The organism is Phyllobacterium sp. GQ127 (assembly GCF_059758635.1).
The window spans coordinates 1,018,573-1,034,000 of record NZ_JCAXDZ010000001.1; the positions used below are offsets into that span (position 1 = coordinate 1,018,573).

Here is a 15,428-nt window from a genome sequence, read left to right on the forward strand (position 1 = left end):
CATCCCGTATGTGTGAAATAAAAATATAGAGGCCTCAAATATCGGGAATTTTTACGGTCGGATTCGTTAAACGGCACACGATTCCCGGTTGCTTTTCCTTGAAAACTAGTGGGAATATCGGTGTCAGGAGCAGTGACGTAAACTGCGACTTTGCTCGGAAGGCTGTCCAGAAAAAACAGGGGAACAGCCGGGCTTATAAAAGAGAGGTTCAAATAAATGCGTACAACCAAGCGTCTCGCAATCGCGATTTCTGCTGCAGCCCTCGCCTTAACCATGGGCGCAGCCCATGCACAGGACGCGCTGAAGATCAAAATCGCTTCCGAGGGAGCTTACCCTCCTTTCAACAATCTGACCTCGGACGGCAAGCTTGAAGGTTTCGACATCGATATTGGCAAGGCGCTGTGCGAAGAGATGAAGGCAGATTGCACTTTCGTCACGCAGGATTGGGATGGAATGATCCCAGCACTTCAGGCTGACAAATTCGATGCTGTTATCGCTTCCATGTCGATCACCCCGGAACGTCTGAAGCAGGTCGACTTCTCCAAGAAATACTACAACACGCCGCCAGCAATCGCTGTACCGAAAGATTCCGATATCAAGGATGTCTCACCGGAATCGCTGAAGGGCAAATCCCTTGGCGTTCAAGGTTCGACAAGCCACTCCAACTTTGCTGAAGCCAAATATAGCGGCTCTGACATCAAAATGTATCCGACTGCCGACGAGTATAAGCTCGACGTTTCAAACGGCCGTATCGACGCGGTTATGGATGACGTAGTTGTACTTAGCCAGTGGGTGGACAGTGATGCCGGTTCTTGCTGCAAGATCCTCGGTACAATTACCCCTGATATCGCGATTCACGGCCCAGGTGCTGGTGTGACTGTCAAAAAGGGCAATACTGCTCTGGCAGACAAGTTCAGCGAAGCGATTGCTGCGATCCGCAAGAACGGAAAGTACAAGGAAATCAACGATAAGTACTTCAAGTTCGACGTATATGGTGCAGAAAACTAAGATAAAAAGTTGATCTGACAGGCAGATGGCGGATAAAACTGCCATCTGCGAACTTACAAAAATGACGGGTTGGGGAATTGCCCGCGAGATATGAAAGTTGCCTATGGAAGGCTCAATAGCACTCTTGGGTTTTGGCGAAGGCGGATGGGGCCTGAGCATAGCCAGCGGAATTCTTGTCACTGTGACGCTGGCGCTTGCCACCCTCCCTTTGGGATTGGCGATCGGATTTTTCGTCGCCCTCGGTAAACAGTCAGAAGAACCTTCGGTCAAACTCGCCGCCAATATGTACACGACGATATTTCGTGGCTTGCCCGAGCTGTTGACGCTGTTTCTGGTCTATTATGGCGGACAGATCGGCGTTCAAAAAATCGGTCAATTGCTCGGTTATACCGGCGCCATAGAGATAAACTCCTTTATCGCGGGCATGTTCGCCTTGGGCACGGTCTTCTCATCCTATGCAAGTGAAGTTTTTCTCTCCGCATTTCGTGTTATTCCCAAAGGGCAATATGAAGGTGGCTATGCGATTGGTCTTTCCTATGGGCAAACCATGCGCAAGATTATCCTGCCGCAATTGATCCGTATCGCCCTGCCCGGTCTAGGTAATCTCTGGCTGATATTGCTGAAAGATACGGCGCTTGTGTCGGCCATCGGCCTTGCGGACATTTTGCGCCAGACTGCCGTGGCGGCACGTGTAACGAAGCAAGCCTTCCTGTTCTACGGAACCGCCTGTCTCATTTTCCTTATACTCGGCATCCTTTCATCATTCGTCATTAACGGTATTGATCGCTGGGCGGCCAAGAGCGGGGCAAAAAGATGACCGATAATGCAATCGCCCCCTCTGCAGCAGCAGTGCGCCGACCACCATCGCCGCCCAAGCCATGGACGAAAACACGCATTATCGGCCATGTGCTGGTAGGCCTTTGGACGGCTCTGATCGTCGGTTTGATATATTTTCTCTTCGTCGCCTGGGACAGAGAACTTATCGACAAATATGCTCCGACTTACCTGTCCGGGCTTTGGACCACAATAACCCTTGTCCTCGCATCAGTGATTATCGGCGCAGTGCTTTCCGTTCCGATTGCGCTTGGCCGGATGAGTAAAAATCGGGTCATATCTTCCATAGCCTATTTCTATGTCTACTTTTTCCGGGGAACGCCGCTGATCGCTCAGGTTTTCCTGATCTATTACGGCCTCGGATCGTTCAGCAAAGAACTTCAGGCGATCGGGCTTTGGGGGTTCTTTCGTGAAGCCTGGTACTGCGCATTGCTATCCTTTGCACTAAACACCGCCGCCTATCAGGCGGAAATCCTGCGCGGCGCTGTTCGCAGCGTTGCACCGGGGCAATGGGAAGGCGCAGCCTCCTTGGGTATTTCCAAGTTTGTGACATTCCGCAAAGTCATCTTGCCTCAGGCATTGATCGTGGCTTTGCGGCCCTACGGCAATGAATTGATCCTGATGATCAAAGGCTCGGCTATAGTGGCGCTGATTTCAGTCTATGATCTTATGGGCTATACCAAACTGGCCTATTCACGCACCTTTGACTTCCAGACCTATCTCTGGACTGCAATCATATATCTATTGCTGGTTGAAGCTTTGCGCCATTTATGGGACTGGATGGAACGCCGCATCACCCGCCATTTGACTCGCTAAAACCCGATCACAAAGAGAATCTCATGCTCAAAATCTGGGGTCGAACAAATTCGACCAACGTCAAAAAAGTCCTGTGGGCTGCCGAAGAAGCAGGCGCTCCCTATGAAAATATCGCTGCTGGCGGCGCATTTGGCATAGTCAGTGATCCGGAATATCGTGCCAAAAATCCGAATGGACTTGTGCCGACACTAGAGGATGGCGACCTGATCCTTTGGGAAAGCAATACGATTGTCCGTTATCTGGCCGCTCAATATGGCGTTTCGGAGCTTTTTATTGCCGATGCGGGACAACGCGCAAAAGCAGAACGCTGGATGGATTGGACAACATCCTCGCTTGCGCTTCCGTTCCGTGATCTGTTCTGGAATGTCGTACGCTTGGCGCCAGACAAGCAGGATCTTGCGGCCAAGGAAACCGGTTTTCAAAACTGTAGCAAATTATTTGCGATGGTCGATGATGCTCTGGCATCACAACCCTATCTGTCGGGCTCAAAGTTCGGCATCGGCGATATTCCGCTCGGCTGCTTCGCCTATGCCTGGTTTGAAATGCCGATTGATCGTCCAGAACTGCCACATCTGAAGAGTTGGTATGAGCGGCTGAAAACCCGCCCCGCCTATCAGAAATCGGTAATGACTCCCCTCACTTGAGGAGCGTCATTAAGGGTTCAAACGCCAGATCCCCTGCAAACCATCCTGATAAACGGCTTCATCCGTCGAAATCGTAATTGCTTCGATATTCGACCATTTCTCCGCAAAATCACGATAGTTGGACGAGAAAACATTGCCCGATTGACCAGTAGTCTGGATATAGGTGGACTGGTTGAGATCCGAAAGGTCGAATAATCCGCGATAACTCGACCCATGGGTCGCGCGGTAAGGATTGCTCTCATCGGTGAACGTCGATTTGCCCCGATCCAACGTATAAGCGCCACCTGAAGCACGTACGGTAACATTGAATAATTTGTCGAGTGGACTGACCTGAGCAAAGGGGCGGTGGGCACTATAGGCATAATGCAATGCACCCCAGTTCCATTTTGCACGATCACTGCCAAGCCGCGCTTCAATATCCTTCAGCGCATCGCCAAGTGAAAGCGCCAGCACGTCGCCGCAACTCTCTTTCTCGGGCGTGCGTCCATTGTCACACCAGTCACGTCCCGGATTTGGTCCAAGCCAACGCATCATGGCATCGACGCGGCCCTGCCAATAGGACGGGAAAGCGTCGCCCAGATCGTCCTCAAGGATGCGTTTCGTCGCAAACCGCACCCACGCATTGAACAGTAGCGGCTCGGTGCGCGCACGATCCTCGATGAAGTCCCATCCTTTCAATTGTTTTATCGCCGTCAGATCAACATCATCGCGGCCTTCAACAAGTTTGAGCATGGCAGGAGTCAGAACAGCATAGGCGCCTGCATAGACATCGCCCTGCACTATCCGGTTTGTTTCCAGCGTTTGTTGATTGGCGTTATAGATCAATGATTTGATCCGCTCCAAGCGCCATGGTTCATCCCAGTCAAAGGTCAGGAAGTGCGGATAGTTGGCATCAACCATCTTGGTATTGGCAGTGGCCAGAACATTATCCGCTGGATTATAGGCGCGCGGCAATTCCTCATAGGGAATATACCCTTTCCAGTCGTAAACGGCATCCCAACCGGGAGACGGCGCACGCCCCATAATCTGGTTAGCAGGGTCGCGGACAGGAATTCTGCCCGGCGCGATCATACCGATATTGCCGTCAACATCGGCGATGACCATCGACTGCATAGGCGTAACATAATCAGCCATGCCATTTTGGAAATCCAATACGCTTGCGAAATCCCAAAGCTTCAATCCGGCAGCGATTGTTTTATCGTCCCCCGCAAGCACAGTCCACGAAAGCGATGCAACCGTTCCCTCATCCAGATAGTGTTGAAGGCCGCGATATTCCGGCGGAAGAACTGGCCCGTGGCGTGTGCTACGGCGATCGAAACTGACGGTTTCACTGCCTTTAACGCGAATCTCCACCCTCTTCTTCTCAAATGGTCGAAAGCCTTCGGGAGCCTGATACTGATCCGGATTGGCTGGATTGATCTTTTCGATGAAAATATCCTGAACGTCCGATCCTGTATTGGTGAAACCCCAGGCAACCTTGTCGTTACGGCCAAGCAGAACCAGCGGCGCGCCGGGAAGCGTGACACCAACAAGATTTTTCGCTGTTCCATCCGGCTGCTTCACCTGAAGATGCGCGAGATACCAGATCGCGGGTGCGGTCAAACCAAGATGCGGATCATTGGCCAGGATTGGCTTGCCAGTGGCAGTACGTGCTCCGCCAACCACCCAATTGTTGGATGCTCCGGTGGACATGATATCGCTCAGCGCAGCAAATTGTTTCTCCGCCTCAATCGCGCCCGTCTTGATCGTTCCTGTAGGCAGACCAAGCAATTGCTGCAAATTTGGCAATGGAGGCGGCGTATCCCCTTCGACAGGAGGCAAGAGATCCACAATTTCTTGCTCATTCATTCCGAGACGGGCAAATTTCAGTCGCAGCACCTCGTCATCAATATTGGCCGCAAGCGTAACCGACATCAGTTTCAGCGTTACAATGACATCTGCGGCTGTCCATTGTTCAGGGAAATGCTGGAGGATGACGAATTCCGGCGAATATTTCGACCCGAAAGAAGGCCCTGAACTATCTATGAATGCATTGATACCGCGCACATAAGCGTCCACCTTCGCGCGATCGGCTGGTGCCAGTGAATCCGCCGAGCTTTGCGCGGCTTCATAAAGACCAAGTGTGCGAATGAAGACGTCCGTCGCAATGGTCTTATCCCCGAAAAGCTCTGACAGGCGGCCTCGCCCTGCCATGCGGGTGACGTCCATTTGCCATAGGCGCTCCTGCGCATGCACAAACCCGAGCGCGCTGAAAACGTCCTCAACCGAGGAGCCGGTGATATGGGGCACAGCATGTTTATCGCGGGTGATGGTGACGGGACCGGACAGTCCCGCAATGCTTGTTTCACCGGTTGCCGGTGCTACCGAACCTGCGAGCCAGGCATAAGCGAAGATAAAAGCGAGAAGAGCGAGAGGTATAAGTGAAAAAACAATCCAAAGCAGGCCTTTGATGATGCGCCGCAATATTCTAACCTCCGCAAATCGACCTGATTGAAGGCCATAAGACAGAGGAAATTACTGAATGGCAAGTGTTGCATTTATTGGTCTGGGCGTCATGGGTTACCCGATGGCGGGGCATTTGAAGACGCGGGGTGGTCATGACGTGACAGTCTTCAATCGCTCTGGGGAAAAGGCCGCAAAGTGGGCGGAACAGTTTTCCGGATCACATGCCGACACGCCTCAAAAGGCGGCAGAGGGCAAGGATTTTGTCTTTTGCTGTGTCGGAAACGATGATGATCTGCGCTCGGTAACGACTGGCGAGAATGGCGCTTTTCACTCCATGAAAAAGGGCGCGATTTTTATTGATAACACCACTGCATCGGCAGAAGTCGCTCGCGAGCTCAGCGCAGAAGCGATAAAGCGCGGGTTCCATTTTCTGGATGCGCCCGTTTCAGGAGGACAGGCGGGTGCCGAAAACGGCGCGCTTACCGTCATGGTAGGCGGCGAAGCGGCAGCTTTTGAAAAAGCCAAGCCAGTCATCGAATCTTACGCGAAAATGGTCGGATTGATGGGCGATGCCGGTGCAGGCCAATTGACCAAGATGATCAACCAGATTTGCATTGCCGGTTTAGTTCAGGGACTGGCCGAGGGTATCCACTTTGGCAAGAAGGCAGGACTTGATATCGAAAAAGTCATCGAAGTCATTTCCAAGGGTGCCGCAGGCTCCTGGCAGATGGAAAACCGGCACAAGACCATGAATGCCGGTAAATATGATTTTGGCTTTGCCGTTGATTGGATGCGCAAAGACTTGGGCATCTGCCTTGCAGAGGCGGACCGCAACCAGGCGAAATTACCGGTTACGGCGCTTGTCGATCAATTTTACAAGGATGTTCAGGTGATGGGCGGAAATCGCTGGGACACGTCATCCCTGCTCGCGCGACTGGAAAAGTAAGCCAGCCGCGCTTGGGTTGGATCGGTTTTGGGTCCAGTATGGCCGGCAACCGCTCTAAATTCCTTCCCGGTTTTCGTTGAGGCCTTCGATCCTCATATAGTCCAGCGGCAATTCGGTGGTGTATTTGATCTGCTCCATGGCGAAGGCAGACGATACATCCCGAATGTCGATCTTGCTGATCAGGCGCTTATAGACGGCATCATAGGCCGCAATGTCCGGCACCACTACACGCAGCAGATAGTCGACATCGCCGCTCATGCGATAGAATTCGACCACCTCGGGAAACTCCTGCACCACTTCTGAAAAGCGCTTGAGCCATTCATTATTGTGCGCGCCCGTACGGATGGAAACGAATACCGTCACCCGCGTGTTCACCCGGACCGGATCAAGAATAGCGACCCGGCGCTGGATCACGCCATCTTCTTCAAGCTTCTGGATACGCCGCCAGCAAGGTGTCGTCGATAGTCCAACTTTCTTGGCAACATCCGCCACTGCCAGCGTGGCATCCTCCTGAAGAAGGCGAAGTATTTTTCTATCGAGTCTGTCCATGTTTGCTTTACCCCTTGGAATGGGATACTTTATGAGCTGATTAACGGCCGTCGTACAAGAAAATTATTCCAATCTTTTTCAATTGTAAAAAAATTTCATCCGAAAACGGATCAAATTAGATTCTGAACCGTCTGCTGAAGCACGGGCAGAACATCTTGTGCGAACCAGGGATTCTTTTTCAACCAACCACTGTTACGCCATGATGGATGAGGCAGAGGCAGGATTGCAGGAGCTGTGTGGTCGTTAAAATATTCGCGCCAATTGCGCACCGTATCGGTCATGCTGGATTTGCGGCGTGAACCGAGATGATAGGCCTGCGCATATTGTCCAATGGTGAGGATCAATTTCACTTGCGGCATGGCTGCAAAAAGCCGGTCGTGCCAGACTTGGCGGCATTCCCGCCGGGGAGGCAAATCCCCGCCCTGCGCATCGTAGCCGGGAAAGCAAAATCCCATCGGAACAATGGCAAATTTATGCGGGTCATAAAAAGTTTCAGCGTCAACGCCTAGCCACTGACGTAACCGCACGCCGGATGGGTCGTTGAATGGAACACCGGTATTATGAACACGAATACCGGGAGCCTGCCCGCAGATAATAATGCGCGCGACGGGCGACGGCACGCAAACCGGGTTTGGTTCATGCGGCAAAGGCAAACCATATTGCGGATTGTCGCGGCAAATCCGGCAAGCCTTTATCGCCGCACTCAGATCATCCAAACCAATGGAACCCACCGCGAGTATCCAATATCAGGCCTTGGCGCTCGGACGGCTGGAAACCGCCTCATGCCAGCGTTTCAAGTTCTGGAACTCGTCAGGCATGGTTATCTTGGCGGGTTTCAGAAAATCGACACTGACAAGCAACGTTATATCGGCAATTGAAAAATGTTCTCCGGCGATAAATGTATTGGTTGCCAATTGCTCATCCAGCAAAGCCATGAACTTCACGGCTTTGGGCCGATTTGCCTCACCCCATTCCGGAATTTGCGGGACTTCCCACTCCGCCATGGCCGGGTGCGTGTGCCGAAAGGCCGCCGAGACTGGCCCAAAAAAATTCAGTTCAACGCGGCGATTCCACATTTCGACACGTGCTTTGCCGAGTGCGCCTTCGCCAAACAGGGGCGGTTCCGGGTGCAATTCTTCAAAATACCGGCAGATCGCAACGGATTCGGTAATGACGGTGCCGTTATCAAGTTCGAGAATTGGCAACCTTTGCAAAGGGTTGAGCGATTCTATTTCATTCGAACGATGCCCCAATGCTCCCATATCGATCGGCACAAGCGGTATATTCAGTCCTTTTTCGGCCAGAAATATGCGCGTGCGTCTCGGGTTGGGCGCGCGACCTCCATCATATAATTTCACCAGATACCTCCCAATAATCCAACAACCCACGCGACGACCGTATCAATCGCTTCGGCGACTACGTTTCGCTCAGGTGGCGATGTTTCGGTAACACCATCATGCGTTCTGCGCCAATCCTGTGGTGTTTCAAATGCGTCGACCCATATGCCAACCCTGCGTCCACGAGCGAGCAATTCTGCATCGCGATAATCGCCATAGGCTATAGCCTGGCCCGTTTCGACCATAATACGGTTGACGTTAATTTGGCCAGCAAAACAGGTTGCCAGAAAGCGATCAAACTTGTCGCGCCCCTGTCCCTCACAACGCACGTCCGTCCTGGCAACGAGCTTTTGCAGAGCTTGCCGGGCGATCTGCCCGCAATTGCGTAGCGATGGCTGCCTGCCGCAGGTTTGATCAAGCTCCGGAGCGTCGATACCCTTCAGCCGAATATGCTGTTTCGAGATTATCAGCGTATCTCCGTCAATCACGTAGGCGTTACCGGAAACGTCAATGGCCGGTGGTCTTTGATCAATGCGCGCTATGAGCAACGCTACCAATCCGAAGAAAATAAGCGTCAAGCAGATATCGAAAAATTTGCGAATGGCCGAGCGTGGCGCCGTTCGGTTTACAGACCATCGTCGAGAGGTGCGAAACCGCCCTCTCACGGCCTGCCCGCTTGATAAAGTTGTTTCATACTTACCTTTATCGCCAAGAATAGATTCGCTTTCTTACCGCAATCTACGCCGCTTTAATCATTTATGAACGGGCTTGCGGTGCAATGCAGCCACTGGACGGTTTATCACCGGGAATGAGGCTTATGGCACTACTAGACGCAAGCCATGCAGACAAGAACATAGTTGACCGGCGCAAGCAGCCGCGCAACCGCGATATGTCTGTGGTTGTTCGCAGCGCCCGGGAACGCCTCATGCAGCGGCCAAAAACAGAGCATTTCGAGCGGGAATTGCTGTTCATGCACACGCGCGCGTTGATCATCAACGCCGCCACTATTCCCTTGCTTATCGCCATCGTCACCGTAACCAGCATTTTTGCTGGGTTCGGCCAGCAAATGATTATCTGGGCGTGCTTCAGCATTTGCCTTTACGCCCTGCTTGGCTTGCTTGCACGCCAGATCAATAGAACCAGCATTAGCGACGGTCACATTCACCAATGGCATCTTGTCTATCTGCTTGGCCACTTTGTGACGGGCATTGGCTGGACATATTTCATATTCCTCCAATGCGAAGTCTGCGGCATCAGCCAGTTTTCGATTATCAAAGCGGTGGTTCTCATTCTTGCAATGGCGATTACCGCCGTGTTTTCTTCCGCTCTGCGCTTGGCTGTACCGATTGCATTTACCCTCCCTATCCTCGCCTATATAAGCGCCGTATCGGATAGTCTTGGCGATCCTGCTCAGGCGACAATGGTTGTAATGCTGCTGGCGGGCCTGACGTTTTTCTATCTCGTTGCCACGCGCCTCAATTATTCAGTTGTTCTCACTTTGGCACTTCAGGCGGAAAAAGATGCACTGATCGCCGAACTTGAAACTGCCAATGCCATGTCTGACGAAGGAAGACGGCGCGCAGAGGAGGCAAATCTTGCAAAATCACGCTTCCTTGCCTCAATGAGTCACGAACTCCGCACGCCGCTTAATGCAATACTTGGCTTTTCGGAAGTCATGGTCAGGGAAGTATTGGGACCGATCGAAAACGCCACATACCGGGAATATGCCAGCGATATTCACGCTTCAGGTGAACACCTTCTCAATCTTATCAATGAGATTTTGGATTTAAGCCGCGTTGAAGCAGGTCGTCACACACTCAGTGAAGATGCGGTAATGCTGACAGAAATTGCCGATGAGTGCATTCGCATGATGTCTTTGAAAGCGCGTAACAAGGAAATTACGCTCATTGCACAATTCGAATCCGGCATGCTCCCCATGATGGGCGACGAACGCTCCTTGCGGCAAATACTGCTCAATCTCATGGCTAACGCAGTCAAGTTTACGCCGTCAAAAGGAAAGGTCTACGTGAAGATCGGCTGGACCGCCGGCGGCGGTCAATATCTTTCAGTTCGCGACACCGGGCCGGGCATACCCGCCGATGAAATTCCCATTGTCTTGTCCGCTTTTGGGCAGGGATCGATTGCCATAAAGACTGCCGAGCAGGGAACAGGCCTTGGACTACCCATCGTTCAAGCGTTGGTTCACGTTCATGATGGCGAGTTCCATCTCTTCTCCAAGCTTCGCGAGGGAACCGAAGCGCTCGCAACTTTTCCACGAAGCCGCATCGCCACATCTGCCGGGAAGAACAAGTCTTCGTCACAGTCCCAAAAAGCTGCCTAGAAGACTCCACTTCAACTTATTGTTATTTGATAGTGGGTTAGCGGGCCTGCATTGCTTGCTGCATTGCAACAATTCGGGGACCCGAAATTAATGGCCGTCAATAACCGCCCACTTTTCATACCAGCGCTAGGCTCAATCTATTCAAATTTCGGCACGCTCGCCGAAACGCTGTTGCGTGTAACGGCTGGCGCTTTGCTCGTCGTTCACGGCTCAGGCAAGATCGCCGCTCCATTCGGCTCTGTCGAAATGGTCGAAAGCCTCGGCTTTTATCCCGGTGTCTTCTGGTCGCCGCTCTTGGCGATAACGGAATTTTTCGGCGGTATTCTGCTGGTTCTCGGCTTGTTTACCCGTCCGGCAGCTTTTGCAACGACCATCGTTTTGATCGTAACCGTCTATTTCCATTGGGTTACTGCCGGGCAAGGATTCTTTGGCGCGGAAAAATCCATTCTCTGGACATTCGTCCTGTTGTTTTTCCTCTTCCGTGGCGCCAATGCTCATTCGGTCGACGCCAAGATCGGCAAAGAGTTCTGATTGAAAGGCCCGTTTCGGCGGGCCTTTTCCATCAATTAATCGCGATTGCTGATGCCTGCCTGCTCAAATGTCGCCATGCCACTATGGCAAAGCGCTGCAGCCTTAACGATCCCTGCCGCAAGCGCAGCACCTGTGCCCTCACCCAATCTCATGCCCAGATCGAGAAGCGGCTTCTTCCCAAGCCGCTCAAGCACCTTGTGATGGCCAGGCTCGGCCGACACATGGCCGATCAGGCAATGATCAATCGCCTCGGGATTGGCGGTATGTAGAATTGCAGCCGCAGCGGTGGCTACATAGCCATCAATAATGACCGGTATTTTCTCAACGCGCGTCGCCAGGATCGCGCCCACCATGGCCGCCACTTCACGACCGCCAAGACGGCGCAACACCTCCAGCGGATCCTTGAGATGCGATCCATGCAAAGCGACCGCAGCACGTACGGCATCGGCTTTGCGCTTCATTCCCTCCCTGTCGGACCCGGTGCCCGGACCAACCCAATCTTCCGCCGCCCCGCCATAAAGCGCATGGAAAATCGCGGCAGCGATTGTAGTGTTACCAATTCCCATTTCGCCAATGCAAAGCAGATCAGTACCGCCTGCAATCGATTCCATGCCGAATGCCATGGTTGCGGCGCAGGTCTTTTCGTCCATCGCGGCATCTTCAGTGATATCGGCGGTTGGATATTCCAGCGCTAGATCAAAGATTTTCAAGCCGAGATCATTGGCAATGCAAATCTGGTTGATAGCAGCGCCGCCAGCAGCAAAATTTTCAACCATTTGGGCCGTTACAGACGATGGATATGGTGAAACGCCTTTTGCGGTAACACCGTGATTTCCGGCAAAAACAGCAACCAATGGCCGCGTCACCTGCGGCTGCGACCTTCCTGTCCATGCTGCAAGCCACTCAACAATTTCTTCAAGACGCCCCAGCGCGCCCGGCGGTTTGGTCAACATGGAGTCGCGTTTGCGAACGACTGCAACAGCCGCGTCATCCGGGCCAGGCAAAGTTTCGATAAGGGTGCGGAAGTCGTCAAATGGCAGGCCAGTGGTCATGATGTTCCTTGCGGTCAACTCTTCATGGCAAATCAGATTTACCCGTCCTATAAGCGCTGTATGGGAAAACGCAAAGGTCAACGTTCGGCGCAGAGTGTCGCGACCTGTCAACCAAGGTGTGCAACATGGACTTGATCACAGATATGATGCGCTCGCTGGCATTTCTTTCTCGTATAAGCGTCGCGTCAAGCTGGTTCGATAGATTTAGCGGGAAGCTGGCAGACAGTGTGCGCGGGTTTCCCTTGGCTGGAGTCGTTCTGTCTTTGCCGGCCGTAATAATCATTCTGATTTGCAAAGCCTTTGACCTTCCAGAGAGTATTAGCGCAATCCTTGTTGTCACGGCGCTGATCGTGACCACCGGCGCACTGCATGAAGACGGCTTGGCAGATGTGGCTGATGGCTTTTTTGGCGGCGCGACGGCGGAACGCCGTCTGGAGATCATGAAAGACTCCACCAACGGTTCCTATGGCACATTGGCACTGATTCTGACGATCTTGCTGCGGATAGCGCTACTTGCAACCATCATTGATGAAGTCAGTCTGTTTCAAGTCGTTCTTATCGTGATCGGAACGGAAGCTGCCAGCCGCGGATTATTGGTAAAATTCTGGCAAATCCTGCCCTCGGCGCGAAATGGTGGCGTTGCTGACAGAGCCGGAATACCCGATGCATCAGCAGCCAATTTCGCACTCATTTCTGCCAGCCTTATCGGGGTCATCACATTCGGTATTGCTGGCGGGCTTTTGGCGATTATCCTTGCTGCCGCTTTAACTACTCTGGTATTTTTCGGGTTCAGCAGATTGTGCCGGGATAAAATTGGCGGGCAAACTGGCGATACGCTGGGAGCCATACAGCAATTGACCGCAATTACGCTGCAGCTTGGGCTTGTCATTGCCCTCTAATCACACCAGATTTGCTGTATGAATATTGAGTCACCCTGTATTCTCGTATGCGCGATCGACATAAAGACCGGCTATTGTTTCGGTTGTGGACGCACACGCGATGAAATCGCCGGATGGATCATGATGTCTGCGGATAATCGCCACTCCATCATGGCCACGCTCCCCGCCCGCCTCGCGACGCTGGAACGGCGCCCGCGCCGGGAAACCCGTCGCACTCGCATGGCGCGGGAAAGGCAGGAGCAATAGAATGCGTGTGTTTTGGATCGCCATCGCTCTTATCGGCATTGTCCTGTTGCTACTGGTAACAAACAATGATGCGGGTTCGACATTCGGCATTGCCAATGATTCATTCGCGCGCCTGGCCTATTTTGGCATATTGGGCGTTGTTGTCGGGTCTGCGCTATTGGGTTCGGGAATTCCGCTCAGCCATTCCTTGCGCAACCTCGCCGTATGGATCGTTATTATTCTCACCCTCGTGACCGGATACCAATATCGCTATGAATTGCAGGATGTTGGCCATCGTATTACCGCGGGCCTGATACCCGGCAGCCCGATTTCCATGCGGGATGGAGATGGACTGGTTTCTGTAACGCTGGCCAAGGCAGAAAACGGGCACTTCGAAGTGCGCGGACAGGTTAATGGCGAAACCGTACCCTTCATGATTGACACCGGCGCGTCGTCCATCGTGCTTTCGGCAGATGATGCACGCAGAGCGGGTATCGATCCGGATAAACTTAACTACAGCACGCCCGTTATGACGGCCAACGGCCTTGCAAATGCTGCAAACGTCACAATCGACAGTATAAAAATTGGCGATATCGAGCGGCGGAATATGCGCGCCATGGTAACGCAAGATGGCCGTATGGACGGCAGCTTGCTTGGCATGAACTTTCTTAACACACTCAGTGGTTTTTCAGTTCGGGGGGACCGGCTGGTCCTGACTGATTAGGCCGCTTTTTCGATGGCAGCATTCTGAACAGCCGCATAGGCGCGGCGTACGACATTGCTGGTCGCACCTGTCTGATTGGCTTCTGTTGACAAGATTTGCCGCCAGCGCCGCGCACCGGCAGCGCCATGAAACAGCCCGACCATATGGCGCGCTATGTGAGACAATCGCCCGCCAGCCGCTATATGCCTATCCGCATAATGGCACATATAATCAATAATGGCATCGATCGACGCCGGGCCGTTCTCATTGCCGTAAATGGCAGTATCAACTTCAGCGAGCATCATCGGGTTATGATAGACAGCCCGGCCGAGCATCACGCCATCAACATGATTCAAATGCTGAAGGCCTTCGCTGATGGTCTGAATACCGCCGTTTATCCCAATGAATTGATTCACATATTGCTGCTTAAGCCGGTAGACGCGATCATAGTCCAATGGCGGAATATCACGGTTTTCCTTTGGCGAAAGCCCCTTCAACCAAGCCTTGCGGGCATGAACCCACAGAGCATCGGCACCAGCGTCGAACACGGCTTTCGCCAAATTGTTCAACGCTATCTCGGTATCCTGATCATCGACACCAATGCGGCACTTAACGGTAACCGGGACATCGACCGCCCGCTTCATGGCAAGAACGGCCTGCGCAACGATCTCCGGCGTTTTCATAAGGCAAGCGCCAAATGTTCCCGATTGAACCCGGTCTGAAGGGCAGCCTACGTTCAGGTTGATTTCCACATATCCCATTGCCTCGCCAATGCGAGCAGCTTCCGCCAGCTTGGCGGCGTCAGAGCCACCCAGTTGCAACGCAACCGGCTGTTCCTCATTCGTAAAACCCAGTATCCGCTCCCGATCTCCGTGGATGGCAGCATCGGCAACGATCATCTCGGTATAAAGCAGAGAATAGCGCGTGAACTGGCGATGCAGAGTCCGGCAATGCCTGTCTGTCCAGTCGATCATCGGCGCTACCGCGAAGCGGTTGGCGCCATAAGCACTGCTAACTGGCATTTTTTTCGCTGTCTGGTTTCGGATATGTTGTTATGCCTTCACATAATATCCTGAGGCACAATTGTCCACTCCAGCA

General features: G+C 52.8%; 17 protein-coding genes. 10 read left to right on the top strand and 7 right to left on the bottom strand.

The window, feature by feature from the left end; translation table 11 throughout:
- Positions 1–216 precede the first annotated feature (216 nt).
- From AC6CHM_RS05255 to AC6CHM_RS05270, 4 genes are all read left to right on the top strand, one after another.
- The gene (locus AC6CHM_RS05255; protein ID WP_336439881.1) at positions 217–1,008 is read left to right on the top strand and encodes an ABC transporter substrate-binding protein; all 792 of its coding nucleotides are present in this window, start codon (positions 217–219) and stop codon (positions 1,006–1,008) included.
- Positions 1,009–1,111: 103 nt separating this feature from the next.
- Positions 1,112–1,825 carry an ABC transporter permease gene (locus tag AC6CHM_RS05260; RefSeq protein ID WP_115052728.1) on the top strand — a complete coding sequence of 238 codons (714 nt, stop codon included), beginning with the start codon at positions 1,112–1,114 and terminating at the stop codon, positions 1,823–1,825.
- Positions 1,822–2,658 carry an ABC transporter permease gene (locus tag AC6CHM_RS05265; RefSeq protein WP_115052727.1) on the top strand — a complete coding sequence of 279 codons (837 nt, stop codon included), beginning with the start codon at positions 1,822–1,824 and terminating at the stop codon, positions 2,656–2,658. The genes AC6CHM_RS05260 and AC6CHM_RS05265 overlap by 4 nt, the downstream gene beginning before the upstream one ends.
- A gap of 23 nt (positions 2,659–2,681) precedes the next feature.
- On the top strand, positions 2,682–3,302 hold the full coding sequence (locus AC6CHM_RS05270) for a glutathione S-transferase family protein (protein ID WP_115052726.1): 621 nt from the start codon (positions 2,682–2,684) through the stop codon (positions 3,300–3,302).
- Positions 3,303–3,311: 9 nt separating this feature from the next.
- Here AC6CHM_RS05270 and AC6CHM_RS05275 read toward each other — a convergent pair whose 3' ends face one another.
- A complete protein-coding gene (locus AC6CHM_RS05275; protein ID WP_498172283.1) occupies positions 3,312–5,765 on the bottom strand; it encodes a penicillin acylase family protein in 2,454 nt (817 codons plus the stop codon).
- A gap of 58 nt (positions 5,766–5,823) precedes the next feature.
- Between AC6CHM_RS05275 and AC6CHM_RS05280 the strand changes: the two genes are divergently transcribed.
- Positions 5,824–6,693 (top strand): NAD(P)-dependent oxidoreductase, encoded by an 870-nt coding sequence (locus AC6CHM_RS05280; RefSeq protein WP_115052724.1) that lies wholly within the window; start codon positions 5,824–5,826, stop codon positions 6,691–6,693.
- Between the two features lie 54 nt (positions 6,694–6,747).
- On the opposite strand, the gene AC6CHM_RS05285 is transcribed toward AC6CHM_RS05280, so the two are convergent.
- The 4 genes from AC6CHM_RS05285 to AC6CHM_RS05300 all read right to left on the bottom strand — a co-directional run bounded on the left by AC6CHM_RS05285 (position 6,748) and on the right by AC6CHM_RS05300 (position 9,157).
- On the bottom strand, positions 6,748–7,242 hold the full coding sequence (locus AC6CHM_RS05285; RefSeq protein ID WP_115052723.1) for an Lrp/AsnC family transcriptional regulator: 495 nt from the start codon (positions 7,240–7,242) through the stop codon (positions 6,748–6,750).
- A 110-nt stretch (positions 7,243–7,352) separates the two neighbouring features.
- Positions 7,353–7,973, bottom strand: a complete 621-nt coding sequence (locus AC6CHM_RS05290) for a uracil-DNA glycosylase family protein (RefSeq protein WP_498172285.1) — start codon at positions 7,971–7,973, stop codon at positions 7,353–7,355.
- Positions 7,974–7,988: 15 nt separating this feature from the next.
- Entirely contained in the window at positions 7,989–8,600 is a 612-nt protein-coding gene (locus AC6CHM_RS05295) for a glutathione S-transferase (RefSeq protein WP_498172287.1), read from the bottom strand.
- Positions 8,597–9,157: a thermonuclease family protein gene (locus AC6CHM_RS05300; RefSeq protein WP_498172289.1), complete on the bottom strand. Its 561-nt coding sequence runs from the start codon at positions 9,155–9,157 to the stop codon at positions 8,597–8,599. Before AC6CHM_RS05300 ends, AC6CHM_RS05295 begins: the two co-directional genes overlap by 4 nt.
- A gap of 239 nt (positions 9,158–9,396) precedes the next feature.
- Here AC6CHM_RS05300 and AC6CHM_RS05305 point away from each other — a divergent pair, with 239 nt between their 5' ends.
- Complete coding sequence (locus AC6CHM_RS05305; RefSeq protein ID WP_354343959.1) at positions 9,397–10,920, top strand: sensor histidine kinase; 1,524 nt, start codon at positions 9,397–9,399, stop codon at positions 10,918–10,920.
- Between the two features lie 90 nt (positions 10,921–11,010).
- Entirely contained in the window at positions 11,011–11,451 is a 441-nt protein-coding gene (locus tag AC6CHM_RS05310; RefSeq protein WP_115052718.1) for a DoxX family protein, read from the top strand.
- Positions 11,452–11,486: 35 nt separating this feature from the next.
- Here the strand turns inward: AC6CHM_RS05310 and cobT are convergent, their stop codons facing one another.
- Complete coding sequence (gene cobT / locus AC6CHM_RS05315) at positions 11,487–12,506, bottom strand: nicotinate-nucleotide--dimethylbenzimidazole phosphoribosyltransferase (protein WP_115053267.1); 1,020 nt, start codon at positions 12,504–12,506, stop codon at positions 11,487–11,489.
- Between the two features lie 122 nt (positions 12,507–12,628).
- Between cobT and AC6CHM_RS05320 the strand changes: the two genes are divergently transcribed.
- The 3 genes from AC6CHM_RS05320 to AC6CHM_RS05330 are packed head-to-tail and all read left to right on the top strand — an operon-like array spanning position 12,629 to position 14,351.
- Positions 12,629–13,402: an adenosylcobinamide-GDP ribazoletransferase gene (locus tag AC6CHM_RS05320; protein WP_498172291.1), complete on the top strand. Its 774-nt coding sequence runs from the start codon at positions 12,629–12,631 to the stop codon at positions 13,400–13,402.
- An 18-nt stretch (positions 13,403–13,420) separates the two neighbouring features.
- The gene (locus AC6CHM_RS05325; protein ID WP_498172293.1) at positions 13,421–13,648 is read left to right on the top strand and encodes a DUF1289 domain-containing protein; all 228 of its coding nucleotides are present in this window, start codon (positions 13,421–13,423) and stop codon (positions 13,646–13,648) included.
- A 1-nt stretch (position 13,649) separates the two neighbouring features.
- Positions 13,650–14,351 carry a TIGR02281 family clan AA aspartic protease gene (locus AC6CHM_RS05330; RefSeq protein ID WP_498172295.1) on the top strand — a complete coding sequence of 234 codons (702 nt, stop codon included), beginning with the start codon at positions 13,650–13,652 and terminating at the stop codon, positions 14,349–14,351.
- Here AC6CHM_RS05330 and dusA read toward each other — a convergent pair.
- The gene (gene dusA / locus AC6CHM_RS05335; protein WP_498172297.1) at positions 14,348–15,352 is read right to left on the bottom strand and encodes a tRNA dihydrouridine(20/20a) synthase DusA; all 1,005 of its coding nucleotides are present in this window, start codon (positions 15,350–15,352) and stop codon (positions 14,348–14,350) included. The two genes, AC6CHM_RS05330 and dusA, sit on opposite strands and share 4 nt — an antisense overlap.
- Positions 15,353–15,428: the final 76 nt, after the last annotated feature.

Excerpts from the sequence above, each read along its gene's own strand:
- dusA (WP_498172297.1), bottom strand. The coding sequence starts at position 15,352 with ATGCCAGTTAGCAGTGCTTATGGCGCCAACCGCTTCGCGGTAGCGCCG.
- AC6CHM_RS05265 (WP_115052727.1), top strand. The coding sequence starts at position 1,822 with ATGACCGATAATGCAATCGCCCCCTCTGCAGCAGCAGTGCGCCGACCA.
- AC6CHM_RS05255 (WP_336439881.1), top strand. The coding sequence starts at position 217 with ATGCGTACAACCAAGCGTCTCGCAATCGCGATTTCTGCTGCAGCCCTC.
- AC6CHM_RS05305 (WP_354343959.1), top strand. The coding sequence starts at position 9,397 with ATGGCACTACTAGACGCAAGCCATGCAGACAAGAACATAGTTGACCGG.
- AC6CHM_RS05325 (WP_498172293.1), top strand. The coding sequence starts at position 13,421 with ATGAATATTGAGTCACCCTGTATTCTCGTATGCGCGATCGACATAAAG.
- AC6CHM_RS05320 (WP_498172291.1), top strand. The coding sequence starts at position 12,629 with ATGGACTTGATCACAGATATGATGCGCTCGCTGGCATTTCTTTCTCGT.
- AC6CHM_RS05270 (WP_115052726.1), top strand. The coding sequence starts at position 2,682 with ATGCTCAAAATCTGGGGTCGAACAAATTCGACCAACGTCAAAAAAGTC.
- AC6CHM_RS05310 (WP_115052718.1), top strand. The coding sequence starts at position 11,011 with ATGGCCGTCAATAACCGCCCACTTTTCATACCAGCGCTAGGCTCAATC.
- AC6CHM_RS05260 (WP_115052728.1), top strand. The coding sequence starts at position 1,112 with ATGGAAGGCTCAATAGCACTCTTGGGTTTTGGCGAAGGCGGATGGGGC.
- AC6CHM_RS05285 (WP_115052723.1), bottom strand. The coding sequence starts at position 7,242 with ATGGACAGACTCGATAGAAAAATACTTCGCCTTCTTCAGGAGGATGCC.
- AC6CHM_RS05330 (WP_498172295.1), top strand. The coding sequence starts at position 13,650 with ATGCGTGTGTTTTGGATCGCCATCGCTCTTATCGGCATTGTCCTGTTG.
- AC6CHM_RS05280 (WP_115052724.1), top strand. The coding sequence starts at position 5,824 with ATGGCAAGTGTTGCATTTATTGGTCTGGGCGTCATGGGTTACCCGATG.